Below are 24,326 nucleotides of genomic sequence, written 5' to 3' on the forward strand. Positions count from 1 at the left end.
CGCCGGCGCCGCCGGCCCCTTCCCCCCGCGCCGCCCCGGCGCCCACCCTCCGAGGAACAGATGGCCGCCAAGCTCGACTTCTTCATGCTCCCGGAGGACGAGCGCGCGCTCTTCCGCCTGCTCGCGCGCCACGACCTCACCCTCTACCCGGAGCTGGTGCCGCCCGGCTACCAGCCGCCGAAGGTGGACGAGAAGGTCATCGAGGCCTTCGAGGGCGACGCCTGCTACCTCGCCGCCGAGCGGTTCGGCGACGTCATCGCCCACCCGCTGAAGCGCGGCCCGGACAAGGGGATGCTCGAGATCGAGGAGGTGCCCTCGCCGGTGTTCCACTACGAGCGGTGCGTCCGGAACGAGGCGGGTGAGCTCGTGGGCGGCCGGCTCTGGGCGGAGCTCGACATGACCCGCGACCCGAAGGAGAACCGCTCCAAGCCGCTCGGGCTGCGGCGCATCCACGACGAGGTGCACGCCTGGCTCCGGAAGACCTGCCGGCGGAGCGACCCCAAGGGCTTCTGGGTGGGACCGAAGGCGGCGGCGGCCTGGAAGAGCGAGGGGCTCGTGCTCCGGGAGCCGGGGCACCGGGGCGAGACCTACGGCGTCTGGCGCTGAGGCGACCTCGAGCGCTGTCCCCCCGCCCGGCGGGACTTCGACGCGCCTGCCTCGAGGCTCCTCCCTCTCCCGCGCAGCGGGGGAGGGCCGGGGAGGGGGCGCCGGAAAGAAAAAGCCCCGCCGCTCTCTCACAAGCGGCGGGGCACTGAAGTGACCCCTACGGGATTTGAATCCGCCTTCGGATCGCCCCGCAGAGGTGCTCAAGAGGACAGCGACAGCGCTTCACGCGGCTCATCGCAGCCGCCGGATGCGTCCGGTGACGTCGCGAGGCGGCTCGACGCTGCGGGTCTCCCTCGGCCCACCGCGGACCTCTTCATAACCGCGGGCGCCATCGTCGCCGAGCGCGCCGCCCGCCAGCGGGCCGGCCGCGGCGAGGTGGAGAGCATCCTCCGGCGCGCCGCCGAGCAGGCCGGGCGCCTTCTCGTGGGCGGGGTGGCGTGATGGCCGGCCTCCCCTGGGTGAAGGTCGCAACCGACTTCACGGACGATCCGAAGGCCTTGGCGCTCGCACATCGGCTCGACGACCCGAGGGCGCCGCTGCACCTGCCTGCGGTCTGGGGGCACTTCGCTCGGCACTACGCGGACGGTTCGATGCCCGACTCCGAGGACGCGATCCGCGCGCTCGAGCGGGCGGCGCTCTGGGGCGGCGCGGGTGGTGCCCTGGTCGACGCCCTCCTGGCAGTGGGGCTCCTCGAGAGGAAGCGGAAGCGGATCGTCGTGCACGCATGGGGCGACTGGCAGGAAGGACACACGCGGAAGCTGGAGCGCGACCGTGAACGGATGCGCGCGAAGCGTGCGGAAACACGGGGGACGAGTCGCGCGACGGTCGAACGAGGGTCGCGCGACGGTCGCGGGACAGAGGAGATAGAGAGGAGAGGAGAAGAAGATCCCTCGCTTCGCTCGGTGGGCGCCGCGGCTGCGCCGGTCGCGCCAGCGCTGAAGCTGGCGCGGAGCGAGCTCGAGAAGCAGCCCAGCTCGGCCGATGGCTTTCAGGAAGTCGTGCGGCACTGGTTCGCAGCGTGGGAGCGCGCCGGCCGGGGGAAGCACAGCCCACTGCGCCAGGAGGACGGGGCGAACCTGAAGCGGCTGGTGCGCCAGCTCGGTGCCGACGAGCTCATGGCGCGGATGGACCGGGCCCTCGCGGACCAGTGGTTCCTCGAACGAGGTGACCTCGCGCTCTTCGTGCGGCAGCGAGACCGGTACGCGCAGCCGGGGCGCCCGGCCGCCGGCGCGCCTGCAGGTCCGACGCTGTCCGAGCGCGTCGCGGCCGCGCAGGGCCCTGAGTGGCGGCGGGTGCTCGAGGCGTTGCTGCGGCTCGCGCTCGAGCATCCCGAGCGGATCGGCGCCTTCGAGCGCTGGCTCTTGCCGCTGCAGGGTTCGCTCGTCAGCGACGTCCTGGTGGTGCTCGCGCCAGACGCGCACCACGCGAGCTTCGTCGCCGACAACTACCGGGCCGGGATCGCGGCCGTGGCGTCCGAGGCGCTGGGCCGAGCGGTCCGGGTGGACGTGACGGCGCCGCCGCTGGCGGCAGCGGGTCTCTCCTGAGCGAGAGCGGTGTGCTCTTCAAGCGGCTCATGGCCGTGGCGTGTCGTTGGGCCGAGGCCGAGAGCGACGAGGAGTACGAGGCGGCTTTGCAGGAAGGCGAGCAGGTGATCGGTGACTGGGCGCTGGCGATGGGATGGAAGCCGCTGTCGCAGGTAGCGGAACCAGAAGCTCGTCCACGGCTAGCGCTCGGGGAACCTGTGGAAACCTTTGGTTTTGCCCGCATGCGTTCGGGGGGCGCCAGCACGGTTGTCCACGTTTGGCCGGTGAATGGCCAGAAGGAGGAAGCTGAATGCCGAAGCTTGCTGGAGAGCAGCCGCCCGAAGATGTCCTGAAGCCGCGGTATCACGCTGCGCTCCTGGCCGAGCTCGTTGGCGGAGCCACGCAGGAGGAGGCGGCAGCACGGGTGAAGGTGAGCCCGCGAAGCGTTCGGCGCTGGATGGCGAAGTACGGGGTGGAACTCGAGCGGGCGCGCGGGGAGATCGTCGATCGGGCGGTCGGCGAGCTGCGCCGCGGCCTGCTCACGGCAGCGGTCACCCTGGTGCACCTGGCCGGGAACGCGTCCGGCAAGTCCGCTGACGCCGTCAGAGTTCAAGCCGCCTCGGCGATCTTCTCGGCTTTCTCGCGACTCCCTGGAAGTTCGGACCTCGAGCAGCGCCTGGCCCGCCTCGAGAGCTTGATGGCCACTCCCCCGCCGGTGCCGAGCGCGCGGGGTCGTACGCAGGTGAGCCTCCTCGGCAGCGAGCGGCCGCCCGGGGCGGCCTGAACCGGAGACGACAATGGGGATGGCGGAAGCGGAGAAGGACCTGGATGCGGCGCGTGAGCGCGTCGCGCTGCGCCTGCGCGAGGCGGAATCGCTGGAGGGGGAGGCAGTCACGGCCCGGGATGAGCTCTCGAAGCTCGATTCCCTGGAGGAGGTGACGGCAAAGGACCAGCTGCTGGACGCGAACCTGCGGCGGCGACTGCGGAAGCTGGAGCAGCAGCTCGGTGAAGCCCGCGCCTCCCTCTCGACGGCCCAGGAGGATGTGCGGCTCTCCTCCGAGGCGCTGAGGCGCGCGCGGGTTGCGGACCTCCAGGAGCGGATCAGCGCCGACGTCACGGACCTCCTGCAGATCCTCGAGGAGGCGGTAGCGCCCCGACTCATCGCGCGCCTGAAGGCTCACACGGAGATGATCGCCGAGGCGAACAGGCTGGACCCCGCGGAGAGCAACGGTGCCCGCCGGCGCGGGAGCCCCTTCGCCCGCGTCGACCTGGACGATCTCTGGAGCCAGCTCGGCGCAATCCTGAAGAACCGGAACCGGAGGACCTTCGAGCGGCTACCGCAGGCACCGCCGGCGGTGGCGTGGCCCCCGGCTCTTCCCGAGTTGCGGCCCAGCGATGGCGAGCTGGTGCCCCTCCCAGGCCACGCCGGGTTCGTGGTTGGGGTCGGCCGGTTGCCGGTCGAAGCGTTGGGGCCGCGAGAGGGCGGGCACGCCCAGACGGAGGAGTGACATGGACACGAACGAGGCGAAGGTACAGGAGCACACCGCTGCCGCCGAGGAGCTCGAGGCGGCGATCTCGGCGGCCGGCGCGGCCGTCTCCAGGCTGCGCGGAGTTCGCGCCGAGCTGATGAGAGACGGAGACCGCAGGTGGGACGGCGCGTTCCCGACCGAGAAGGACATCGAGGTCGCGCTCTGGAAGGCCGGGTTGATTTCCGGCTCTCACAGCGTCAGCAGCGCCGTGTCCCTCGGGGAGCGCGCCCGAGAGTGGGCCGGTCGAGTGGGATAGCGCGTCCCCGTCTCAACGATCTGAACGAAGCCGTCTAGTCGACGGAGAAAGGCAGCCCAACATGAAGTTCCGCACCCCCGTACCCACGAATTCCGGCGCGCTCAATCGGCCTGGCGCGAATGCTGACAGCACCATCGAAACGCCGGTTGCGGGCGCCGGAGGCCTCATGGCCCAGGGGCACGTCCCGCTGCTCGATGAGGTCCTCGCCGTCCCGACCGCGAACCGGCCGACGAAGGAGCTCTCGCCCGGCATGATGATCTTCGACACAACGCTCGGGAAGCCGATCTGGCGCAGCCTCGCGGGCGGCTGGGTCGACGCGACCGGCTCCGTGGTCTGAGGCGGCCGCCATGGACGACCGTGCATTCATCGCCGAGATGTTCAACCGCACCCCGGGCATGATGGCGGAACCGGCGCCTGGGGCGCCGGCCGGAGCCGCTTCCGCGCCGGCGGCGACGGACCAGGTCCTCGTAGCGGAAATGTTCCCGAACACGCCGGGGATGGCCAAGCCTGCCGACGCCGAGCCGACCAGCGCGGCCGCGGCGGGAGGAGGTGAGCAGGCGGAGACGGCGGCCGCCGCGGACCCCCTCGAGCTCGACGCCCCCAAGGGCATCAGCGCGGACGATCCGGTGTTCACGGACTTCCGCCAGGTCGCCGGCGAGCTGGGTCTCGACAAGGACAAGGCGGGGCGGCTGGTGGAGCTCCACCAGCGTGCGCTCGCGGCTAACCAGCAAGCCTGGGATGACCAGGTCGGACGCTGGACGCAGCAGATCCAGGCGGACAAGGAGATCGGCGGCGAGCGGATGAAGGAGTCGATCGCAGCCGCGCTCGAGGTGACCAAGCGATTCGGAACGCCTGAGCTGCAGAAGGTGCTCGACCAGCCGATGTACGGGAGCAACCCCGAAATCGTTCGACTTCTCGCGCGCGTCGGCCGCGCCCTGCGCGACGGCAAGGGGTAGCGGAGAACCTTACAAAACCTGACTTTGAGCGGCCCCCACCACGCGAGCAGGGGAACCTCACAAAACCTCACCAAACGGAGGTCAGGACGACTCCACGAAGCTCCAGGAAAGGACGGGTATCATGCCCATCCCGAGCCAGACCCTGCCCGAGGTCGGCACCCGACCGATGGGCGCCCCGCAGATCAACGTGGACTCCCGCGGCGCCTTCGGTGAGGCCGTCGGCACAGGCCTGCAGCAGGTGGCGGGCGGAGTTCAGCAACTCGCCGAGGCCGCGCACGAGGCGAAGGCGAAAGCCGACATCTCGAACACGATGGCAAGGCTCGGAGAGGCGCGGGCGGGGGTCTCCAAGGTCCTCTACTCGACCGCCCCCGATGCATCTGGCCAGCCCGTGGGGTTCGTCTGGAAGGAAGGACATCGGGCGCTGGAGGGCCACGAAGACGCGTACAGGGGCATCCAGTCGGCGATTGCCGACGCAGCGGCTGGGCTCGTGAACGACGAGCAGCGGCGGCTGTTCCAACAGCACGCGGATGGCCTGGTCCGGGAGGCGCAGCAGCAGATCGAGCTCCACTCCGGGAAGCAGATCCAGGTGGCGCAGGCTAACGACTTCAAGTCGCTCGAGAGCGCGACGGTCGCGGGGGCCGCAGCGCGAGCCATCGCGGATCCGACCGGGGCCGTGGCCTCGGCGCTGAAGGACATCGATAGCCTCGATCTCCCCACGCGCCTCGATGCGCAGCACCGCGGGCTCGGCACCCAGGCGGAGGACGAGCAGGTGCGAGCGGGGAAGGCCGCGGTGGCCTCGGCCACGCTCAACGCACTCATCGCGAGCAAAACCCCCGCGGCCCTTCGCTCAGCTCAGGCGCTGCTCGCCGTGACGCGTCCGTGGCTGGGCCCGGAGGCGGCGCAGTACGACCACAACCTCCGCACGATCCAGGACGACCAGGCCAGCGCGATCGCGGCCTTCCGGTACGCTAACGACGCCGTCACCGCCCGGGACGTCAACGGCGCTCCCCTCCAGATCGACGACGCGAAGGCCTTCGCCGCTCTCGATGCAGACTTCGAGGCGGGGAACATCCCACCGGAGCGCTGGAAGCTCACGCGCGCGCAGCTGCAGGAGCGGATCAAAGACCTGAACGAGTCAGCGAAGCAGGTCGTAGGCAACTATGCCGCGAAGGCCATGCAGCAGTTCATGGCACCCGGCCCGGGCGGCAAGCCCCGGCTCTCGCTCGCGGCGGTGGACAGCGACACCAGAGCGTGGCTCACCGACCCCGCCCACGGGGAAGAGGCCGCGAAGGTCTGGGAGCAGCTCGTGAAGTGGGACAACGAGAACTCGGAGCGGAGTCGTCGGATGGCGCAGATGCCGACGCCCGATCAGGACGCGAGAGCGCTGGCACTTCGCCGCGCCCTGGCCCGTCCCGAGGACGCGGCGAAGATTCGGTCGATGAGCACCGCGGACCTCATCGGCCTGACGATGGGGACGGTGGCGATCCCGGGCGAGGAAGGGGCCCCGGCGGTGGCGATCTCGTCGCGCGACTTCCCCGAGATCCGGAACGAGCTCGGCAGCAACGCCAAGCCCCCGCCCCCCGAGCAGATCATCGACCCGAAGACCGTCGCGCAGCAGGAGTTCGAGGACGCCTTCGGACTAAAGAGGATACCGTCAAAGCGCTGGACCGCGCCCCAGAGCGAGGCGCTGCGGCAGACCACCGACGAGGTGAGCCGGTGGGTGAACAGCGAGATCGCGAAAGGCCGGAAGCCCACGGACGCGGACATCCGGGAGCACCTGTCGGGCAAGGGCGGCATCCTCCAGAGGCTCGATCGCAAGCGCATCCTCGGCATCGAGTACGGGCCGGGGTCACCTCTTGAGGCCGGCACGGCGCAGCGCACGCCGGCCCCGGCCCGTGGCGGCACGCCCTCTCCGCCTGTTCCTGGGGCGAAACGCGTCACGGACGGGAAGCAGCACGCCTGGCTGCCGCCGGGCACAGCGATGCCAACTGGGTGGAGAGAGGAATAGCCGATGGCACTTCCAGCTGGCCTTATCCCCGCCGACGCCCCGCGCCCGGACCCGAGCTCGGGCGACCTTCCCGCTGGCCTCATCCCCGACGACGGAGCCAGCGCCCCCGACGGCGCGCCGGGCGGCCAGCCGCCCCTCCAGATGCTCCCGTCGCACACTCCGCGCGATCAGCGCGAAGACCAGGGGCGCGCGGCCTCCTTCCTGCGATGGCAGGCGCAGCACACCAACCTAAGCCCGGAACAAGGGGCGGAAGCGCTCCGGCTCGCCGCGGCCACAGGGCATCCCATCAGCTACGTGGCGGCGAACCTCGAGTTGCTCAAGAGCAGCTCCCAGGAGGGCGCCGCGGACTGGCCGTCCCTCGTGCAGGCGCACCCGCCGCTCGCGCAGTTCCTGCTCGCCGACCCGGCCCGGTTCTCGGTGGCCAAGGACGATCTCCAGCACCTGACCGGTCTCTCCTGGGCCCTCAAGGCGGGCTCCCGGGCGCTGTCGCAGGTGGCGGAACAGCAGGAGTACACGGAGCGCGCCAACGCCGCGCTCCTGGGCCTGGGAGGGGAGGCGAACGCCGCCCGTCTACGCCAGCTCGAGGCGAAGCCGGAGGCGAAGTACGGGGACGACTCGGTCCTCAGCAAGATCTACCTGAAGACCGTCGAGATGCTCCCGGCGCTCGCGAAGTACGGCGCGGCGGCCTGGGGCGGCGCGGAGATGGGGGCGGCGGCGGGCGCCCTGGCGGGCGGCGTGGGGGCGGCGCCTGGCGCGGTCATCGGTGGCGCCGGCGCGATGTTCATGCTCGCCTACTACGACGCGATCGGGCCGATGTTCCGCAGGCTGGTGAACCAGGGCGTGGACCCTCAGACAGCGCAGCACCTGGCCGTTACCGAGGCAACCGTCGTGGGCGGCATCAACGCCGGTCTCGGCCCGAGCGTGGTGAGCGCGATTCCCGGCGTGAAGCAGGCCCTGCAGCGTCAGGTCGCGCAGACGCTGGAGCGGCAGCTCGCCGGCAGCACCGTCCCGGGCGCGATCCGGGCGCTGGCGACCCGCTACGGCGAGCACGTCGCGGCGGGAGCGGCGCTCATGGCCGGCCAGTCCGCTGTCGCGGAGACGACGGCGCAGGCGGGCGCCAGCCTCGCTGGCGGTGAGGCGCAGTGGGACAAGGTGCCGGCGGCCGCTTGGAAGGGGCTGGTGGACGGCATGGAGAGCATGGCCGTCCTCGGCGCCTGGGCGCCCGGCCGCGAGTTCCTCGGCGATCTCGGGCGCGCCCGCGCCTCGAGCTTGAGCGCCGCCCGGGTGGAGGCGGCGATCACGAGCACCCGCGCCTCGACGCTGGCCGACCACGCGCCGGAGGAGTTCGCGAAGCTCGCCGGCCGGCTCAACGCCGACGGCGACTCCGCGACGGCCTACATCGATCGCTCGGCCTGGGATGACTACTGGAAGCGCCAGAGCGTGGACCCGGCGGCCATGGCGCGCCTCGTCGCCGGCGACGAAGGGCAGGCCTATGGGGAGGCGACCGCGACCGGCGGGGACCTGGCTGTTCCGCTCGACAAGTTCCTATCGAAGCTCTCGAAGGCGGGCCACGCGGAGCAGCTGCGACATGACCTCCGCCTCTCGGTCGACGAGCTGACGCCGCGCCAGGTCGCGGCGGAGCGCGAACGGCTCGCCTCCAGGGTGTCCGAGCTCGCGACCATGCCGCGCGAGGAGCAGCAGACTGGGCAGGAGGAGCGGGCGGCGGCCGCCGTGCGCGCGGCCATCCCGCCGGCCGTGCAGGACCTCATCGACGACTTCGCCAGGTCTGATCACGAGAGGGCGACGGCCGAGACGCTCTCGGCCACCCAGGAGGAGCTCGTGCGGCGCATCGCCGAGCACCAGGGGCGGGAGAACCAGGATTGGTACCGGGCTGAGCGCGCCAGGCTGGAGACGCAGGTGAGGGGCGAGCTCGACGAGGACCCCGTGCACCGGGCGATCCTCTTCCTGCAGCGCGGAGAGGTCGCAGGCGGCCCGGATGCCCAGGCAGCTGCGGCACTCCTTCGGGACGAGCAGGGGCGGCCGCTGAAACTCGACCGCAACGAAATCGTGGAGCGGTTCGGCTCGGAAGTGGCAAAGGAGCTCTCCGACCAGCATCGCGGCGTCTTCGGGGGTAAGCGCGGCGAGGGCGCGCCGGTCGACGACGTGGCGGGGATGCTCGGCTTCCGCTCGGCGGACGACTTGGTCAACGGGATGAGGCAGGCGGCGCCGCGGGAGGAGCACGTTCGAGAAGAGGTCGCGCGGCGGCTCGGCGAGCTCTACGGCCCGGACCTCCTCGAGCAGCCGCACCGCCTGACGGAGGCGGCCCTCGACGCGGCTCACAACGAGGCGGCGGCCCGGCGCGTCCTGGTGGAGCTGCGTTCCCTGGCGCGACAGGTGAACCCGGCGGCCGAGGCGCGGGCGCAGCTTGTGGACCCCGAGGTCCTCCGACGCACGAGCGAGCGGCTCCTCGCCGACAAGCCCGTCGCCCAGATCTCGCCGACCTACTACCTGCAGGCGGAGCTGGGGGCCGCGCGCCGCGCCTACGAGCTCGCGCGGGACGGCAAGATCGAGCAGGCCCTGGCGGAGAAGGAGGCCCAGACGCTGGACCACTTCCTGTACCGGGAGGCCCGAGACCTGCGGAAGCAGCTCGACGTCGGCCTCAAGAAGCTGAAGGGGTCTGCCCGGGACCCGTGGCGCTCCGAGCTCGGGAAGGCCGACCCGTCGTACCGCGACGTGCACGACCAGGTGCTCGAGGCGCTCGGGCTCGCGACGGCGACGCCGCCCGAGGGCTCGCGCCGCGGCCTCGACGACCTCCTGGCCCTCGCTGCGGCGGACGGGAACACGCTGCCGTTCGACGTCGCCGCCATCCGGGACCTGCTCGCAAACCCCCGGCCATGGAAGGCCCTCACCGCGACCGAGGCGCAGAACGTCCTCGACACCGTGCAGAGCCTTCGGCATTTCGCGAACCACCAGAACGAGCTCGAGCTCATGGGTCGCCGGATGTCGCGGCAGGAGTTCGTCGCGGAGGCCATCGCCACCGCGGAGAAGAACCTCCCGAAGCTCCCTTCCCCGAAGCGCGATCCGCTCACCGAGGGCAAGGGCTACAGCTTGCGCCTCCTGGGCCAGGCGCTTGACGCGGCGACGCTCAATGTGGAGACAGCCGCCCACATCCTGGATGGAGGTGATCGGAACGGTCCCTTCCACCGCCTGCTCGTCGATGAGCGGCTGAAGGCCAGGGACAAGGCGAACGATCTCGCCGCGCGCTTCCTGGGCGACTTGGAGCGGCTCTTCAAGAACACCGGTATCTCTCGGGAAGAGCTGTACGAGCTGTTCAACGCCTCCCAGGAGCTGCCGCTGCCGCCGGACTTGGCGCGCGACCTCCAGGAGCACCCGGTCACCCGGGCGAACCTGCTCATGATGCTGGCGAACCTCGGCAACGACTCCAACGCCGAGCGGTTCCTGGGCGGCTACGAGTGGACCAGGGACCAGGTCCAGGGCTTTCTCGAGAAGCACCTCAAGGGCGCGCACGCCCGCTGGGTTCAGGGGCTCTGGGATCTCCTCGATGGGCTCTACCCCGAGATGGCGCGCATCCACGCCGAGGAGGACGGCATCGAGCCGAAGAAGATCCGAGCGCGCCCCTTCACCTTCCGGGGCAGCGATGGGGAGGTGGTCGAGATGCGGGGAGGGTACTTCCCCGCGAAGTACGACCCGCGTGTCCCGACGGCCAAGCGAACGGCTGAGCGTGCGCTCTTGGACGCCATCTCCGACTACCTTGCCCCAGACCAGTTCGGGAAGGGCCTCTCCACGCCAGCATCGCACGCGAAGGGTCGAGCGGAGCACTACGAGGACGTGGTCAACCTCAACTTCGGGATCGTGCCGTCACACGTCCTCCAGGTGATCCAGGACACCGCGTACCGGCCCTACGTGAAGAAGACTGCGGCGGTGCTGCTTGATCCAGAGTTCTCGAGGATGCTGACCGAGCGGCTCGGACCGGGCCGCGCAAGCATGTTCCGGCCGTGGCTGCGCGCCGTCGCGCACCAGGCGGCCGAGACGGTTCCCGAGCACCTGCAGGGACTCGAGGGGCTCTGGCTGGACCTGAAGGGTCGGGCCGCCTTCGCTGCTCTGGCGTACAGCCTCCCGCGCACCCTCGCCAACGTGGCGTCAGACCCCCTCATCGCCGGGACCAGCCGAGTGGACCCGCGCCGGATCGCGCTCGTAGCTGCGAAACTACCCGGCTCCTGGGCAGAGACGCGGCAGTTCGTGCTCGAGAACTCGCCGGAGGTTCGGGACCACGACCAGCACCTGATGCACCGACTCCGCCAGGAAATGAGCCTCCTCGGCGGGAAGGCCGGCACGGCGCATCCACTCCTGCGCGCCGCCCGGGACTCGGGCTTCGTGCTCATGGAGATGGGCGATCGGCTGGTCTCCACCATCATCTGGAAGGCGCGCTACGACCAGACCGTGGCGGCCGAGCTCGCTGCGGCGACCGGCGGCGGCACGCGCGAGCTCCCGCCGGAGGCGGAGCGGGCTGCCCACCGCGCCGCGGTTCGGGACGCAGACGACGCGGTGCGTGAGGTGCTACCCCCGAGCAACATCGCCGACAAGCCCGCGCTCCTTCGCGACCGGAACCTCCTCGGAGGCCTGACGCTCTTCATGGGCCACGCGAACAAGATGTGGCAGCTCTACTACCGGCGGCCGCTGGCCGACATCGCGCGCACCTTCCGCAGCTCCGAGGCAAGTATCGGTGACAAGGCCTCGGTGCTGGCGACCTTCGCTGGCCGCGTTCTCGCGACCTCCGTGGTCAACGGCATCATCGCCGAGTACCTAGCCGGCTCCGGGCAGCAGGACGACGAGACCAGGGGCGAGTGGTACGCCCGCAAGGCGGTCGCCGGCGCCACCTACCCCATGCCGCCGATCCTCGGCGGCGTGCTTGCGGCGCTGGGCGACCGCATGATCTCCGGCCAGTTCCGAAAGCCCAGCGTGCGCACCGCGCCGGGCGCGGAGTGGGCGATCCGGGTCGGTGAGGACGCGTGGAAGGCTCTGGACGGAGACGAGGACGCGAGCAAGCGGGCCCTCATGGCCGCCGAGCTCGCCGGCGGGCTGGTCGTGTACGCACCGCCGCGGCAGGTCGAGCACACCCTCGGCTACGTCCACGACCTGGCAACGCACCGGACGCAGGCGCGCGGGCCCTTCGACCTCGCAGGTGGACTCATCTACGGCGAGAACCCCGAACGGTGGGAGGCTAACCCGCTAACCGACCTGCAGGACGCTGTCTCGGGTGCCCCCGGCCACTGAAATACCAATTAGGGCATATTGACAAATAGGAAGTGCGGTGACTAGGCTGCTCCACACCCGAAGGAGGCCAGTATGGCGAACGCGAAGAGGAAGCCCGTCGCTGAAGCTTTCCAGGTCGAGTCCTCAGCGCCCACCGCCAGGTGGGCGGACGAAGCCCGCGCGCTCGCGCAGCTGAGGCGCTGCTACCAGCGTGACGTGGAGGAGGTGGCCAAGAGGCACAAGGCCCAGCTCCTGGCGGGAGACTTCAACGGTATCTGTGACTCTGCGGAGTTCGGGACCGACCTCAACATGCACAAGCTCGAAGCGATCTGCCTCGAGCATCATCGCATGAGGGACCCCAGCCTTCATGTGGTCACGATTATGCTTAGCTCCGCCTTCATCCGGAACCGTGAGGCGGGGAACCTCGACTGGGAGGACGACCGTTTCGTCGCGCAGTACGCCGGCATGTGCTTCACGATGGAGGTTCAGGCGTACGCGGTTCGGGCCTGGGGCGCCCCCCGGGACGACGTCTGGGAGGTTCCCGCGTAATCGCTGCATAAGAGCCTATTCCGCGGGCTCGCCGGGCCGGGTAGGCTGGCCCGCATGGCTAAGCCGCCGCGGAAGACCAAGAAGGCGAGGGGGAAGGTGGGAAGACCCAAGGGCAGCGGCGTGAAGGGGCACGTGCAGACGCTCCTGCAGCTGCGCCCCGACCAGCGAGCGGCGCTGCTCGAGCTCGCGGAGGCCCGCAGGGTTCCGGGTCGGCCACCGCCGCTCTCCGAGGTCGCACGCGACCTCCTGGACAAGGCCCTCGCCAGGAAGAAGGACAGAACCTGATCGACCGTGAGCGTCCCCGTCTACAACTTCTCGACCTGCACGCGCTGCCGTCAGCTCGTCGGTTCGTGCGCAGGATGCACCGAGGGTGCTTTCTTCGACGCGGACGGGTCGGTCCTGCTCCCGCTGGTGTACGGCCACGAGTCCATCGCGGGCAACATGCCGATGAGCTCGCTGCCGTCGGTTGGGTGCCGTGAGTGCAACGCGGCCTTCGGCTACCTGCATCACGTCGGGTGCAGGGCGGAGGTTTGCCCGAAGTGCGGTGGCCTGATCGTGGAGTGCGGGTGCTCGCTCAAGTGGAGGCCGCAGATCAAGGCGTGAGTCGCGGCAACGGGCTAGGCCGGCCAGCCGAAGAGGGGTACCCCGCCCCCTGCCCGCTGCCACCTCTGGGGAAGCGCCCGGGGAGGCGCCAGTGCGCAGCAAGCGTCTCGAAGAGGAGTGGAAGGCCTCGCTCGCGCGCGGCATCGAGTGTCTCGAGCGCGTGAAGGCGACGCGCCAGGACCTCGTCAGCCAGGGGGCGGAACAGAACCTACTCGAGCGGTTCGATCGGCTCATGGGTGCATGGGGCAGGGCGTACATTGCGCACCTCGACGATGAGCGCGCGAAGCTGGCCCGGAGCGCGACGCTCGCGCGCGGGAAGGAGAAGGCGAGCGCGCGGCGCCGTTCGCGGTTCGAGGCAGAAGTTCTGGCTGCGGCGCGTAGCGGCCGGAAGGTGGAGAGCATCGCCGCGGAACATTCCGAGCGTCGCGAGCTCGCCCGGAAGGCGGCCCTCACTCGCGGAGGGGACGAGCGAGCCGCCCGAGTTGCTGCAGCTGAGGCGGGCTGGTCGCGGGCGCAAGTCCATCGGGTTGTCCAGGCCGCTCGCGAAGATGGGCGGCTCCCCCGGAAGCTCGGCGCTCGCTCCCCAAAGCTCAAGTCTCGCCACGTGCGACGGTAGACCTCCCGGTGTGGTGCGGCCTCACATTCGGGTTGCACACTCTCACGCATGAACATGCACCCACAGACAAGCGCCGTGGACAGCCAGGTCAGGGCTGCGCGCGAGCGGCTCGGCATGACGCGTGAGCAGCTGGCCGTGAAGGCGGGAGTCTCCTCGTCGACGGTGTACCTCGTTGAGCGCGCCGGCCTGATGAGCAAGACGACAGCCGCGAAGCTGGCGGTGGTCCTCGGGGTCTCGGCAGAGGAGCTGCGCCCGTGACCGCCCGGCGGCCGCAAGATGCTCAGGGCTTCACCCAGCTCGAGACCACTGCCCGGGCCGTGGTCCATCGACAGGGGAAGAGGGGCGCTCTCCGGCAGCTGCTCGGCGATGGCGCTTGGCACCCAGCGCGCGAGCTGATCAGGGTCGGTGGCACGAGATACGGAGGCCGTCTACACGAGCTCCGCCGAGGGGCGGACGGCCTGCCGGCGATGGACATCGAGGGCCGGCCGATGTCCCGCTCGAGCTGCGACGGAGAATGGGAGTACCGACTTGTCCTGGAGGAGGTCCGCCGTGCCTGAGACCGTGATCGACGCCCGGGCTAGGCACGCCTGGCCGTGGCTCCCCGGATCTGCGCCCGCCGGCGCCTTCATCATCGGTCCCCTCGGTGAGCGCGTGCGGGTCGCTCCCGACGGGACCGCCGAAGAGGTTCTCGAGGTCCCCCGCAGATGGAGCGCTTCCGCAGATCCCTGCGCGGGGGCACGGCTGTGAGCGATGCTCAGGCCCTCAGCGCCGTCATCGAGGCGATGGTCGACCGGATCGTTGCGGTGAAGATCGAGGCGGTGCTCGCCGCGCGCGGCGCGGCCTCTCAGCTGGTAGCTGCACAGGCGGGGCGGTGGATGACCCCGCCTCGAGCAGCGAAGGCCACCGGGGTGCCGGTGAAGACGATCCGCGAGCTCATCGCGTCCGGGCGGCTGCAGCCGCGCCTCAAGAACCGAGCCGCCGCCCCAAAGCAGCCGAAGTACCTCGTCAACGTGGACGAGGTCGCCGCGGCCGCGGCGCTGCCGCGTCTCCCTCGGTCTTCGGAGCCGAGGGCAGTGGAGGCGCCGGCGATCGATCTGGCGGAGCGCGCGCGCCGCATCCGCGCGAAGGTGTCCGGGAGGTAGGCGATGGGGAACCTCTACTCGCGAGCGGGAAGCCGGTTCCTGTGGATGAAGTGGGTGGACGCGCACGGGATCGAGCGGCGCGCTTCCACCGAGACGGGGGACCGGGCCGAGGCCCAGGCGCTGCTGGACGAGACGGAGCGCCAGGAGGGCGAGCGCGCTCCGCTGGGTCGGCAGGTCGGGATGACCGTGCGGCGGTTCTTCGAGGAGATCTGGCTGCCTCAGCGGAAGGTGCTTCGGCCCTTCGCGTGGCAGGTCGATAAGGGACGCCTCGAGCAGCACTTTCTCCCAGACTTTGGGGATCGGGTGCTGTCGCAGCTCGCGAGCGACCGGGCCGAGGTGGAGCTCCTCGATTGGCTTCTCGGCCTTCGCTCCAAGCTGAGCAAGCGGGACGGCAAGCCGCTCGCGAGCCGGACCGTCTGGAACATCGCCAGCATCGTGCGGGTGTTCTTCTCGGACGCCCTCGAGCGGAAGAAGATCGCCCGCGACCCCACCGAGCACTGGAACGCGGAGCGCCACCTGCCTGCCAAGGCCGACAAGGAGCAGGGCTGGCGGCAGCGGGCCGGGTTCACGCTCGACCAGGTGGTCACCCTGACCACGGACCGCCGCATCCCAGAGGACCGGCGCGTGCTCTACGCGCTTCGCTTCCTGGGGGGCGGCCTGCGGCCCGGCGAGGCGGCGAACGCGCGCTGGCGCGACCTGGACAGCGCCAGGGGGCCGCTCTGGCGCCTGACCATCGCGAGCGCCTTCAACACACTCACCCGGAGCGAGAAGAGCACCAAGACGGGCGCGGAGCTGAACGTGCCCGTGCACCCCGTCCTGCGAGCCGCTCTCGAGGCGTGGCAGGCGGCCGGCTGGCAGCGGTTCATGGGGCGGGAGCCCAAGCCGGATGACCTCCTCGTGCCGCGGCAGGAGGGGGGACAGCGCCGGGTCACGACGAGCCTGCTCCAGTTCCACGCCGACCTCGAGGCGGTCGGGTACGGGCTGCAGCGGCAGTACGAGAGCCGCTCAACCTTCCGCAACCTGGCCCTGCTCGCCGGCGCGAGCGAGTTCCACATCAACGCGATCACCCACCCGCGGCCGCAGAAGGCGTCGGACTTCTACACGCGCCTGGAGATGCAGTGGGGGGCGATGTGCCGCGCCGTCGAGTGCATCGACGCGAGCGCCTGGGGCGGCCGCACGGTGGTCGAGAAGTCCGGCGGGGAGGGCGAGGCGAAGGAGCCTGCGAGCCCTCTCCGGGTGGTTACAGCTCCCGGTTACAGTCTTGGGACCGGAAGAAAAAAAGCCCCGCCATCTCTCACAGATGGCGGGGCACTTCGAGTGACCCCTACGGGATTTGAACCCATGTTTTCGACGTGAGAGGCCGACGTCCTAACCGTTAGACGAAGGGGCCTTGCTGCGTTTTTCTGCGGTGCTTCTATCTGCCGTCCCGCGGCCTGTCAACGACTGCGGGGTGAAACTTGGTTGGGGGACAAGGATTCGAACCTTGATAGCCAGATCCAGAGACTGGCGTCCTGCCGTTAGACGATCCCCCAACAACCTGGATCGTGCGAACGCGGCCTTATAGCGAGGACCGGGCCCCGAGGTCAACGGTCTTCGTTCGCGGCGCCTCCTACAGCTTCGGGAGCGTGCCGGAGTAGGTGACGAGGAGCACGGCCGGCTTCACGGCCTGGCTGCTCGTCACGGTGATGGTGGCGCCGCCGGTCGCGGCGACCCCGGTGCCGAAGGCGTTCCAGCCATCCACGCGCAGCGTGGCGGAGGCGGGCGTGCCGGGGTTGAGGCTCTTGTACTCGAGGTGGCGGAGCTTGGTGTGGAACGGGGTCCAGTCGGCGCCGGTGTAGTCGAACCGGGCGTCGGGGGAGAAGCTCTCGTTCGAGAAGGCGGCCGCGGTGGTGAAATCGGCCATGGCCGACTCGAAAGTCGCGCCGAGCGCGTTGGCGAGGTTGGACTTGCCGGAGAGGAGGTTCCCCGCCGCGGGATCGCCGGAGAGGGCCGTGAGGAGCGAGGTGGACTTCCGGTCGGTCAGGTAGCGAAGGAAGGAGTGGACGCCCTCGTAGTTGCCGATGGGATCGCTCTGCCAGGTGGTCATGCTGGCGGTCGCGTAGCCCATGAACCCGCTCGAGGGGGCGAGCGCCAGGTACTGCCTCGGCGAGGTCACGCTCCCGTGCCAGCCGAACCCAGCCTCGTCCTCCGCCACCTTCGACAGGGCCTCGTTGAGCCAGGTCTCCTCGTATCCGCAGGTGTTCGCGGGAAGCAGGCAGTGCAGGTTGAAGCTGATGAGGTGCTGGAACTCGTGCGCCAGCGTGGACGGGATCACCTGGGTCATCGAGTAGGTCGTGGTGAAGTTGGCCGTGGCGAGGTTCGTCGGCGTGTTCATGACGAACATGTCGGCGCCGTTCGAGCCCCGGTACGGGAAGGCGAGGGCGTTCCCGGAGGTGCAGGCCGGCGCGCCCGTGGTGCCGCAGTTGCAGCCGGGGCTCGTGTCCGGGCCGAAGAGGTTGCCGGCCCAGTAGTAGCCTGCCGTGATGGCGCCGTTCGAGAGCCCGCCCACCTTCCCGGTGAAGAGGATGATGAGCTTGCCGTTCCCGTCCACGTCGCTCGGCGGGCCGAAGATCTGCGTGTCGGCCGGGTAGATCTGGCTCTCCCAGGCGTTCGCCAGGTTCTGCCAGTCGGTGGTCTGGAACTGCGCCTGGTCCGCGGCGTCCACGTAGAAGAGGGCGTGCGCGGTCTGCCACGCGAGCGGGGCGGAGATGCGGTTGAAGGTGGCGCCCGCGCCGGGCGTGCCGTTCTGCGCGACGCAGAAGGACCCGGGGTTGGCGGGGGCGGTGAGGGCCTGCGACGCCGCGCCGAGCCCGCCCGTCCGCTTGGCCGCGCGGATCGCCGGCGCGAGCGCCGCCTCGCCGTCGCGGAGCGCCGCCTCGCCCGTGCTGGTCGCCGGCCCGAGGTCGGCGCCGGCGAGCGAGAGCGCCGAGGCGGCCGGCGCGAGCGTGGAGGCGATCGCCGCGGTGTTGGCCACCGTCACCGTGGCCGGGGCGTTGTCGGCGGCGTTGGCGCCGGTGTTGAGGAGGATGACCATGGCCGACTGACCGGCGGGGACGGAGAGGGCGAGCGAGCCCGACGTCCAGTCGGACGGCGCCTTGTAGGTCCAGTTCGGGAGCGAGACCGGGCCGCTCGGGATCACGGTCACGGTCGCCGAGTCGCTGAGCGAGCCCGCGGTGGCGGTGACCACCGCCGAGGCGGCCTGGAGGACCGAGCTCGGCGGGGTCCAGGTGACGCTGGCGCCGGTGGTCGCCGAGAGCGACCCGAGGCCGGGCGGGTTGAGGGCCCAGGTCACCGGGCCGGCCGCCCCGCCGGCGAGGACCGCCGTGAACGCGACCGGGGAGCCGCCGCCCACGGCGCTGGCGCTGTGCGGGCTCACGGTCAGGCTCGGCCCGGCGGACGGCTTGGGGCTCACGGTAATCGCGACCGTGGCGGTCTTCCCGGCCGCCGAGGCGGTCAGCACCTCGGACCGGGTCGCCGAGACGGCGGAGGGCGGCGTGTAGAACACGGTGCTGCCGGTGCTGGGGCTGATGCTGCCCGCCGCGCCCGACGAGAGGCTCCAGGTCACCGTGCCGGAGGCGCCGACCAGGTTCGCGGTCACGCCGACGGCGGCGGCGCCGGCCTGGACCGAGATGGTCGCCGGGTCCACGCTGAGAGTGGGGTCGCTGGAGCCGCTCCCGCCCCCGCCGCACCCCAGCGCGGCGAAGAGGAGGGCGAGGGGGAGGACGAGGCGGGTCTTGTTCATGATCGGTCGCGATCTCAGCCGAGCTTGTCCTGCAGCACCTGACGCACCAGCGCGGCGTCGGCCGCGCCCTGCGTCTCCTTCATGGCGGCGCCCACCAGCACGCCGAAGAGCTTCTTCTCGCCAGCCCGGTACCGGTCGGCCTCGGCGCGGCGCGCCGCGAGGGCGCGGTCCACGGCCGCCTCGACGGCGGCCCGGTCGGTCACCTTCTCGAGCCCGAGCTCCGCGACGAGCGGCGCCGGCTCGCCGCCGCGCGCGACCAGCGCGGCGAGCAGCACCTTGCCGCCGGCCGGCGTGACCCGGCCGGACTCGACGAGGGCCACGAAGCGCCCGAAGGCGGGCCCGGTGACGGGCAGGGAATCGAGGGGGCGCCCGGCGGCGAGGCCGGCGAGCTCGTTCACGAGCCAGCGCGCCGCGGCGCGGGGGTCGGCGGGCGCGGCCACGGCGGCCTCGAAGAGGGCAGTCGCCGCCGGGTCGGCGGCCACGGCGTCGGCCTCGTCGGCCCCGAGCCCGGCGGCCTGGAGCCGCGCGAACCGGGACGCGCGCGCCGGGTCGGCGGCGAGCTGCTCGGCCCGGAGCTCCTCGCGGCTCCGGCGCGGCTCGCCCGCGGCCGCCGCGGGCCTCGGCCGGCGCGGCTCGCGCTCGGCCCTGGGCGCCTGGCGGGCGGCCCAGGTGTCCTTGAGGGTGATGGTCCGGTTCCAGACCGGCGCGCCCGGGCGCGACTCGACCGGATCGGCGAAGAAGTAGCCCTGCCGGAGGAACTGCCAGCGGCTGCCCGGCTCGGCCGCCGCCAGGGCCGGCTCGAGCCGCGCTCCCGCGGCCACCCGGAGCGAGTCGGGGTTGAGCACGGTGAGGAAGTCCTCGACCGCGTCCGGCTGCTCGACGGTGAAGAGCCGGTCGTAGAGCCGCACCGGCGCCGCCACCGCGGAGGGCGCGTGGACCCAGTTGAGCGTGCCGCCGGCGACCTTCCGGCCGGCGTCGGCGAGCGACGCGGGGTCGTGGCTGCAGCGGAGCCCGATCACCTCGCCGCCCGCGCCGCGGACCACCTCGTCGCACTTCACGACGTAGCCGCCGGCGAGCCGGACCTCGCGCCCCGGCGCGAGCCGCTTCCAGTCGGCCGGCGGGTCCTCCGAGAAGTCCTCCCGCTCGACCAGGAGCTCGCGGCCGAAGGGCACCTGCCGCCCGCCGCGCGCCGGCTCAAGCGGCCACCAGGGGAGCTCGAGCGACTCGACGCGGTCCGCTGGCCAGGTGGTGATCGTGACCGGCAAGGGGTTCAGGACCGCGAGCGCCCGCGGCGCCCGCGCCTCGAGGTCGCCGCGGATGGCGAACTCGAACTTGCCGATGTCCACCACGCTGTTGTTCTTGGCGACGCCGATGAGCTCGGCGAAGTCGCGCAGCGCCTCGGGCGTGACCCCGCGCCGCCGCAGGCCGGCGAGGGTGGGCATGCGCGGGTCGTCCCAGCCGGCGACGCGCCCCTCCTCGACCAGTCGGAGGAGCTTCCGCTTCGACATGACGGTGTAGCCGAGGGCCAGCCGGGCGAACTCGTACTGGCGCGGGCGGGGGCTCCAGGGGCCCAGGTTGTCGAGCACCCAGTCGTAGAGGGCGCGGTTCGACTCGAACTCGAGCGTGCAGATGGAGTGCGTCACCCCCTCGAAGGCGTCCTCGAGCGGGTGGGCGTAGTCGTACATCGGGTAGATGCACCACGCGTCGCCGGTGCGGTGGTGGTGCGCGTGCCGGATCCGGTAGAGGAGCGGGTCGCGCAGGAGCACGTTCTCGTGCGCCATGTCGATCCGGGCGCGCAGCACGCAGGCGCCGTCCGGGAACTCCCCGGCCCGCATGCGGCGGAAGAGGTCGAGGCTCTCGGCGGCCGGGCGGTTCCGGAACGGGCTCTCCACCCCGGGGCGCTCGAAGCTGCCCCGCTGCTCGCGGATCTCCTCCTGCGACTGCGTGTCCACGAAGGCCTTGCCCTCGAGGATGAGCCGCTCGGCGCACGCGTACATCCGCTCGAAGTAGTCGGAGGCGAAGTGGAGGTGCTCGCCCCAGTCGCCGCCGAGCCAGCGGACGTCGGCCTCGATCGACTCGACGTACTCGACCTCCTCCTTGGTCGGGTTGGTGTCGTCGAAGCGCAGGTGGGTGCGGCCGCCGTACTGCCGGGCCAGGCCGAAGTTGAGCAGGATCGACTTGGCGTGGCCGATGTGCAGGTAGCCGTTCGGCTCGGGCGGGAAGCGGGTCACGACCTGGCCGCCGTCGAGCCCGGCGGCGAGGTCGCGCTCCACGATCTCGGTGAGGAAATTCTGGGGGCGGGAGGCTTCGGCCATCCTCGCCGTGTATCGCAGCCCGCCCGCCCCCGCAAGGTGCGGCGGGCGTCACGGAATGTGCTTCAGCGCCTCGTCGAGCCGGGCCAGGGTCTCCGCCCGGCCGAGGATCTGGACCACGTCGTAGATGCCGGGGGAGGCGGTGCCGCCGGTGAGCGCCACCCGGACCGGCTGGGCCACCTTGCCCACCCCGAGCCCGCGGCTCTCGGCCGCCTCGTGGAAGAGCTTCTCCAGCGCCGGCGTCTCGAGCGCCTGCATCGCCGCCACGCCGTCGCGGACCGCCTGGAGCAGCGGCTTCGAGGCCGGCACGAGGAACTTGTCCCTGGCCTTCGGGTCGAGCGCGATGGGGGCGTAGAAGTAGCGGAACTGGCTCGCGTACTCGGAGAGGGTGCGGGCGCGCTCCTGGGCCACGGTGACCACGTGGAGCAGCTTCGCGTCGTCCTCGGCCGGCAGGCCGGCGGCGCGGAAGTGGGGGAGGGCGCGCCTCGCGAGCTCGGGCGGGGCGAGCCGCTTCAGCCACTCGTGGTTCACCCACTGCATCTTCTCGGGGTTGAACACGCCGGCGGTGGCGCCCACGTCCTTCATGTCGAAGAGCTGGATCATCTCCTGGAGCGAGAAGAGCTCCTGGTCGCCGTGCGACCAGCCGAGCCGCACGAGGTAGTTCACCACCGCCTCGGGCAGGTAGCCCATGTCGCGGTACGCGGTGACGCTGGTGGCGCCGTGCCGCTTCGAGAGCCGGGTCTTGTCGGCGCCCAGGATCATCGGGAAGTGGGCGAACACCGGCACGTCGTACCCGAGCGCCTGGTACATGAGGATCTGGCGGGCGGTGTTGTTCACGTGGTCGTCGCCGCGGCCGACGAGCGTGATCTTCATCGTCACGTCGTCCACCACCACGCCGAAGTTGTAGAGCGGGATCCCGTCGCCGCGGAGGATGACCTCGTCCTGCAGCGTGTCGTGCGGGGTGGAGATGGTCCCCTTCACGAGGTCGTCCCAGGAGGTCGAGCCGGTCTCCGGGACCCGGAAGCGGATCACGTGCCGCTTCGAGGGGTCGTAGGGCTTCTCCCGGCAGGTGCCCGGGTACTTGAACTGCCGCTTCTCGGCCTCGGCCTGCTTGCGCTGGACCTCGAGCTCCTCCTTGGTGCAGTAGCAGGCGTAGGCCTTGCCCTCGCGGATGAGCTTCTCGGCCTGGGCCTTGTAGATGTCGAGCCGCTCGGTCTGGAAGTACGGCCCGTTCGGGCCGCCGACGTCGGGCCCCTCGTCCCAGTCGAGCCCCAGCCAGCGCATCCCGTCGAAGATCGCCTCCACCGCCTGCTGCGTGGACCGCTCCCGATCGGTGTCCTCGATCCGGAGCACGAAGGTGCCGCCGGTCCGGCGCGCCCAGAGCCAGTTGAAGAGGGCGGTGCGGGCGCCCCCGATGTGGAGGTATCCCGTGGGAGACGGGGCGAAGCGAACGCGCGGTTTGTCCATGGCGGGCGAAAGCTAGCACAGAGTAGGATTATGGGATGCGCAACTGGCTCGTCGCGCTCGGCGTCCTCCTCGCGGTGCCCGCGCTCGGCGCGGTCGCCGTCCAGCAGAGCGTGGAGTCGCTCGCCCGCGGCTCGGACGCGGTGGTCCGGGGCACGGTGACGAAGCGGAGCGCCCACTGGGAAGGCGGGCGCATCTTCACCGACGTCGAGGTGCAGGTCGCCGAGGTCTGGCGCGGCCGCACGCCGGCGAAGGTCACGGTGAGCGTGCCCGGCGGCGAGGTCGGGAAGCTCGGGCAGTGGGTGCCCGGGGCGCCCTCCTTCGCCGACGCGGAGGACGTGGCGCTCTTCCTCACCCGGGGAGCGGGGGCGGGGCGCTACGGCGTGACCGGGCTCGCGCTCGGCAAGTTCTCGCTCGCCGGGCAGACGGCGAAGCCGAACCTCGCCGGGATGGAGACCCTGGCCCAGCCGCTCGCCGCCGGCGAGCGCGGCGCGGAGCCGATGCCGCTCGCGGAGCTCCGCCGCCGGGTGAAGGAGGCGCGGTGACCGCCCGGGCCCTGCTGGCGGCGCTCGTGGCCCTGGCGCTCGCCCCGGCCGCCCGGGGCGCAGAGCCGGCCTCCCTCGGCGCGGTGCGCGCCGCCATGCCGGCGTGGGGACAGGCCACCCGGCTCGGCGCCTCGAGCCCCTGCACCTCGGCCGGGATCGTGGACGGCGGCGACAGCGCCAGCCTCGAGACCGGCTTCTTCCAGGGCGAGCCCGGCGCGCCCGCCAACGCGAACCTCATCGTCTGGCGCGACCGGCTCTGCAGCGCGGTGGTGCCGAGCAACGACGCCTGCCACCAGGCGGACAGCTGCTCCAGCGGCACCTACTGCCAGAGCTGCGCGTCGAAGTACGGCTGCTGGGACGACAGCCGCAGCACCAAGATCATCGCCCTCACCACGGTCACCTACAGCACCGGCACGGGCGAGATCTTCGACGCCGACATGGAGCTCTACGGCTGGAACGGCGCCTCGGGCTCGCTCTCGAGCCCCACCAACCCGGGCGGCAACCTCGACGGCTGGTACTTCACCTGCCAGGACGCGCCCGGGGGGACGGGCGTCATCCCGGCCGCCTGCGCCCCCGGCGATCCGAGCCCGGCCGCGACCTGCGTCTGCACCGACTACGGCCAGGCGAACTGCCTGTTCATCGACGTCCAGAACACCGTGACCCACGAGCTCGGCCACGTGCTCGGCCTCGACCACCCGCCGCTCGCGGGCGCGACCATGTCGGCCACCGCGACGCCGGGCGAGACGAGCAAGCGGGTCCTCGCGGCGAGCGACGTGGCCGGCATCTGCACCGCCTACCCGGCGAGCTACACGCCGTCCGACGCCTGCGTGAAGACCGGCACCGCCGGCAGCGCCGGCGCCCCGGACGGCAACTGGAAGCGCACCACCAGCGCCTCCACCGGCTGCGCGCTCTGGTGGCGCAACCCCCAGGTCACCATGACCCTCAACCGCTACGGCGCGGGCCCCTCCTGCGGCGACCCCGCCCAGCCGGCGCCGGCGCAGACTGGCCAGGGGACGAAGAGCTCCGGCGGCTGCGCCACCACCGGGTCTCCGACGACCCTCGCCGCCCTGCTGCTCGGGGCCCTGGCGCTGCGCCTCTCGCGCCGCCGCGCGGCGGCCCGGGTGATCGTTTCCTCGACAAGATCCCCCGGACCGCTATAAAC

Annotated in this window: 21 protein-coding genes and 2 tRNA genes; 18 read left to right on the forward strand and 5 right to left on the reverse strand. The window is 71.4% G+C overall.

The annotated features are described in order from the left end of the window. Positions 1 to 60 precede the first annotated feature (60 nt). The 16 genes from AMPC_RS00485 (at position 61) to AMPC_RS00560 (ending at position 15,062) form a co-directional block, all read left to right on the forward strand. Complete coding sequence (locus AMPC_RS00485) at positions 61 to 606, forward strand: hypothetical protein (protein WP_248343561.1); 546 nt, start codon at positions 61 to 63, stop codon at positions 604 to 606. Between the two features lie 440 nt (positions 607 to 1,046). Then, on the forward strand, positions 1,047 to 2,150 hold the full coding sequence (locus tag AMPC_RS00490) for a hypothetical protein (RefSeq protein WP_248343562.1): 1,104 nt from the start codon (positions 1,047 to 1,049) through the stop codon (positions 2,148 to 2,150). 11 nt (positions 2,151 to 2,161) lie between these two features. Beyond that, positions 2,162 to 2,482, forward strand: a complete 321-nt coding sequence (locus AMPC_RS00495) for a hypothetical protein (RefSeq protein ID WP_248343563.1) — start codon at positions 2,162 to 2,164, stop codon at positions 2,480 to 2,482. Further along, positions 2,440 to 2,913, forward strand: coding sequence for a helix-turn-helix domain-containing protein (locus AMPC_RS00500; RefSeq protein ID WP_248343564.1), 474 nt, complete (start codon positions 2,440 to 2,442; stop codon positions 2,911 to 2,913). Before AMPC_RS00495 ends, AMPC_RS00500 begins: the two co-directional genes overlap by 43 nt. A 19-nt stretch (positions 2,914 to 2,932) precedes the next feature. Further along, positions 2,933 to 3,637, forward strand: a complete 705-nt coding sequence (locus tag AMPC_RS00505) for a hypothetical protein (protein ID WP_248343565.1) — start codon at positions 2,933 to 2,935, stop codon at positions 3,635 to 3,637. A gap of 1 nt (position 3,638) precedes the next feature. Beyond that, the gene (locus tag AMPC_RS00510) at positions 3,639 to 3,914 is read left to right on the forward strand and encodes a hypothetical protein (protein WP_248343566.1); all 276 of its coding nucleotides are present in this window, start codon (positions 3,639 to 3,641) and stop codon (positions 3,912 to 3,914) included. A 61-nt stretch (positions 3,915 to 3,975) separates the two neighbouring features. Next, positions 3,976 to 4,251, forward strand: coding sequence for a hypothetical protein (locus AMPC_RS00515; RefSeq protein WP_248343567.1), 276 nt, complete (start codon positions 3,976 to 3,978; stop codon positions 4,249 to 4,251). 10 nt (positions 4,252 to 4,261) lie between these two features. Continuing rightward, complete coding sequence (locus AMPC_RS00520; RefSeq protein WP_248343568.1) at positions 4,262 to 4,870, forward strand: hypothetical protein; 609 nt, start codon at positions 4,262 to 4,264, stop codon at positions 4,868 to 4,870. 121 nt (positions 4,871 to 4,991) lie between these two features. Continuing rightward, positions 4,992 to 6,878: a hypothetical protein gene (locus tag AMPC_RS00525; protein WP_248343569.1), complete on the forward strand. Its 1,887-nt coding sequence runs from the start codon at positions 4,992 to 4,994 to the stop codon at positions 6,876 to 6,878. Positions 6,879 to 6,881: 3 nt separating this feature from the next. Further along, positions 6,882 to 12,173: a hypothetical protein gene (locus tag AMPC_RS00530; RefSeq protein WP_248343570.1), complete on the forward strand. Its 5,292-nt coding sequence runs from the start codon at positions 6,882 to 6,884 to the stop codon at positions 12,171 to 12,173. Positions 12,174 to 12,245: 72 nt separating this feature from the next. Continuing rightward, complete coding sequence (locus AMPC_RS00535) at positions 12,246 to 12,701, forward strand: hypothetical protein (RefSeq protein WP_248343571.1); 456 nt, start codon at positions 12,246 to 12,248, stop codon at positions 12,699 to 12,701. A gap of 54 nt (positions 12,702 to 12,755) precedes the next feature. Beyond that, complete coding sequence (locus AMPC_RS00540; RefSeq protein WP_248343572.1) at positions 12,756 to 12,986, forward strand: hypothetical protein; 231 nt, start codon at positions 12,756 to 12,758, stop codon at positions 12,984 to 12,986. Positions 12,987 to 12,992: 6 nt separating this feature from the next. Further along, on the forward strand, positions 12,993 to 13,304 hold the full coding sequence (locus AMPC_RS00545) for a hypothetical protein (RefSeq protein WP_248343573.1): 312 nt from the start codon (positions 12,993 to 12,995) through the stop codon (positions 13,302 to 13,304). Positions 13,305 to 13,395: 91 nt separating this feature from the next. Continuing rightward, positions 13,396 to 13,920 (forward strand): hypothetical protein, encoded by a 525-nt coding sequence (locus tag AMPC_RS00550; RefSeq protein WP_248343574.1) that lies wholly within the window; start codon positions 13,396 to 13,398, stop codon positions 13,918 to 13,920. A 75-nt stretch (positions 13,921 to 13,995) separates the two neighbouring features. Beyond that, positions 13,996 to 14,178, forward strand: coding sequence for a helix-turn-helix transcriptional regulator (locus tag AMPC_RS00555; RefSeq protein ID WP_248343575.1), 183 nt, complete (start codon positions 13,996 to 13,998; stop codon positions 14,176 to 14,178). Positions 14,179 to 14,624: 446 nt separating this feature from the next. Continuing rightward, on the forward strand, positions 14,625 to 15,062 hold the full coding sequence (locus tag AMPC_RS00560; RefSeq protein ID WP_248343576.1) for a hypothetical protein: 438 nt from the start codon (positions 14,625 to 14,627) through the stop codon (positions 15,060 to 15,062). A gap of 1,318 nt (positions 15,063 to 16,380) precedes the next feature. On the opposite strand, the gene AMPC_RS00565 is transcribed toward AMPC_RS00560, so the two are convergent. The 5 genes from AMPC_RS00565 to gltX form a co-directional block, all read right to left on the reverse strand. Continuing rightward, positions 16,381 to 16,452 (reverse strand) — tRNA-Glu (locus AMPC_RS00565). 68 nt (positions 16,453 to 16,520) lie between these two features. After that, positions 16,521 to 16,594, reverse strand: a tRNA-Gln gene (locus AMPC_RS00570). A 77-nt stretch (positions 16,595 to 16,671) separates the two neighbouring features. After that, positions 16,672 to 18,843 (reverse strand): hypothetical protein, encoded by a 2,172-nt coding sequence (locus AMPC_RS00575; protein WP_248343577.1) that lies wholly within the window; start codon positions 18,841 to 18,843, stop codon positions 16,672 to 16,674. A gap of 14 nt (positions 18,844 to 18,857) precedes the next feature. After that, on the reverse strand, positions 18,858 to 21,158 hold the full coding sequence (locus AMPC_RS00580) for a glutamine--tRNA ligase/YqeY domain fusion protein (protein ID WP_248343578.1): 2,301 nt from the start codon (positions 21,156 to 21,158) through the stop codon (positions 18,858 to 18,860). A 48-nt stretch (positions 21,159 to 21,206) separates the two neighbouring features. Beyond that, positions 21,207 to 22,622: a glutamate--tRNA ligase gene (gltX, locus tag AMPC_RS00585; protein ID WP_248343579.1), complete on the reverse strand. Its 1,416-nt coding sequence runs from the start codon at positions 22,620 to 22,622 to the stop codon at positions 21,207 to 21,209. A gap of 35 nt (positions 22,623 to 22,657) precedes the next feature. Here gltX and AMPC_RS00590 point away from each other — a divergent pair, with 35 nt between their 5' ends. Both AMPC_RS00590 and AMPC_RS00595 read left to right on the forward strand, forming a co-directional pair. Further along, positions 22,658 to 23,164, forward strand: a complete 507-nt coding sequence (locus tag AMPC_RS00590) for a hypothetical protein (RefSeq protein WP_248343580.1) — start codon at positions 22,658 to 22,660, stop codon at positions 23,162 to 23,164. Beyond that, positions 23,161 to 24,324 (forward strand): matrixin family metalloprotease, encoded by a 1,164-nt coding sequence (locus AMPC_RS00595; protein WP_248343581.1) that lies wholly within the window; start codon positions 23,161 to 23,163, stop codon positions 24,322 to 24,324. Before AMPC_RS00590 ends, AMPC_RS00595 begins: the two co-directional genes overlap by 4 nt. The last annotated feature ends 2 nt before the right edge of the window (positions 24,325 to 24,326 follow it).

Origin of the sequence: Anaeromyxobacter paludicola, assembly GCF_023169965.1 — a bacterium.
Taxonomy (GTDB): Bacteria; Myxococcota; Myxococcia; order Myxococcales; family Anaeromyxobacteraceae; genus Anaeromyxobacter_B; species Anaeromyxobacter_B paludicola.

Excerpts from the sequence above, each read along its gene's own strand:
- AMPC_RS00485 (WP_248343561.1), top strand. The coding sequence starts at position 61 with ATGGCCGCCAAGCTCGACTTCTTCATGCTCCCGGAGGACGAGCGCGCG.
- AMPC_RS00490 (WP_248343562.1), top strand. The coding sequence starts at position 1,047 with ATGGCCGGCCTCCCCTGGGTGAAGGTCGCAACCGACTTCACGGACGAT.
- AMPC_RS00500 (WP_248343564.1), top strand. The coding sequence starts at position 2,440 with ATGCCGAAGCTTGCTGGAGAGCAGCCGCCCGAAGATGTCCTGAAGCCG.
- AMPC_RS00505 (WP_248343565.1), top strand. The coding sequence starts at position 2,933 with ATGGCGGAAGCGGAGAAGGACCTGGATGCGGCGCGTGAGCGCGTCGCG.
- AMPC_RS00510 (WP_248343566.1), top strand. The coding sequence starts at position 3,639 with ATGGACACGAACGAGGCGAAGGTACAGGAGCACACCGCTGCCGCCGAG.
- AMPC_RS00515 (WP_248343567.1), top strand. The coding sequence starts at position 3,976 with ATGAAGTTCCGCACCCCCGTACCCACGAATTCCGGCGCGCTCAATCGG.
- AMPC_RS00520 (WP_248343568.1), top strand. The coding sequence starts at position 4,262 with ATGGACGACCGTGCATTCATCGCCGAGATGTTCAACCGCACCCCGGGC.
- AMPC_RS00525 (WP_248343569.1), top strand. The coding sequence starts at position 4,992 with ATGCCCATCCCGAGCCAGACCCTGCCCGAGGTCGGCACCCGACCGATG.
- AMPC_RS00530 (WP_248343570.1), top strand. The coding sequence starts at position 6,882 with ATGGCACTTCCAGCTGGCCTTATCCCCGCCGACGCCCCGCGCCCGGAC.
- AMPC_RS00535 (WP_248343571.1), top strand. The coding sequence starts at position 12,246 with ATGGCGAACGCGAAGAGGAAGCCCGTCGCTGAAGCTTTCCAGGTCGAG.
- AMPC_RS00540 (WP_248343572.1), top strand. The coding sequence starts at position 12,756 with ATGGCTAAGCCGCCGCGGAAGACCAAGAAGGCGAGGGGGAAGGTGGGA.
- AMPC_RS00560 (WP_248343576.1), top strand. The coding sequence starts at position 14,625 with ATGGAGCGCTTCCGCAGATCCCTGCGCGGGGGCACGGCTGTGAGCGAT.
- AMPC_RS00575 (WP_248343577.1), bottom strand. The coding sequence starts at position 18,843 with ATGAACAAGACCCGCCTCGTCCTCCCCCTCGCCCTCCTCTTCGCCGCG.
- AMPC_RS00580 (WP_248343578.1), bottom strand. The coding sequence starts at position 21,158 with ATGGCCGAAGCCTCCCGCCCCCAGAATTTCCTCACCGAGATCGTGGAG.
- gltX (WP_248343579.1), bottom strand. The coding sequence starts at position 22,622 with ATGGACAAACCGCGCGTTCGCTTCGCCCCGTCTCCCACGGGATACCTC.
- AMPC_RS00590 (WP_248343580.1), top strand. The coding sequence starts at position 22,658 with ATGCGCAACTGGCTCGTCGCGCTCGGCGTCCTCCTCGCGGTGCCCGCG.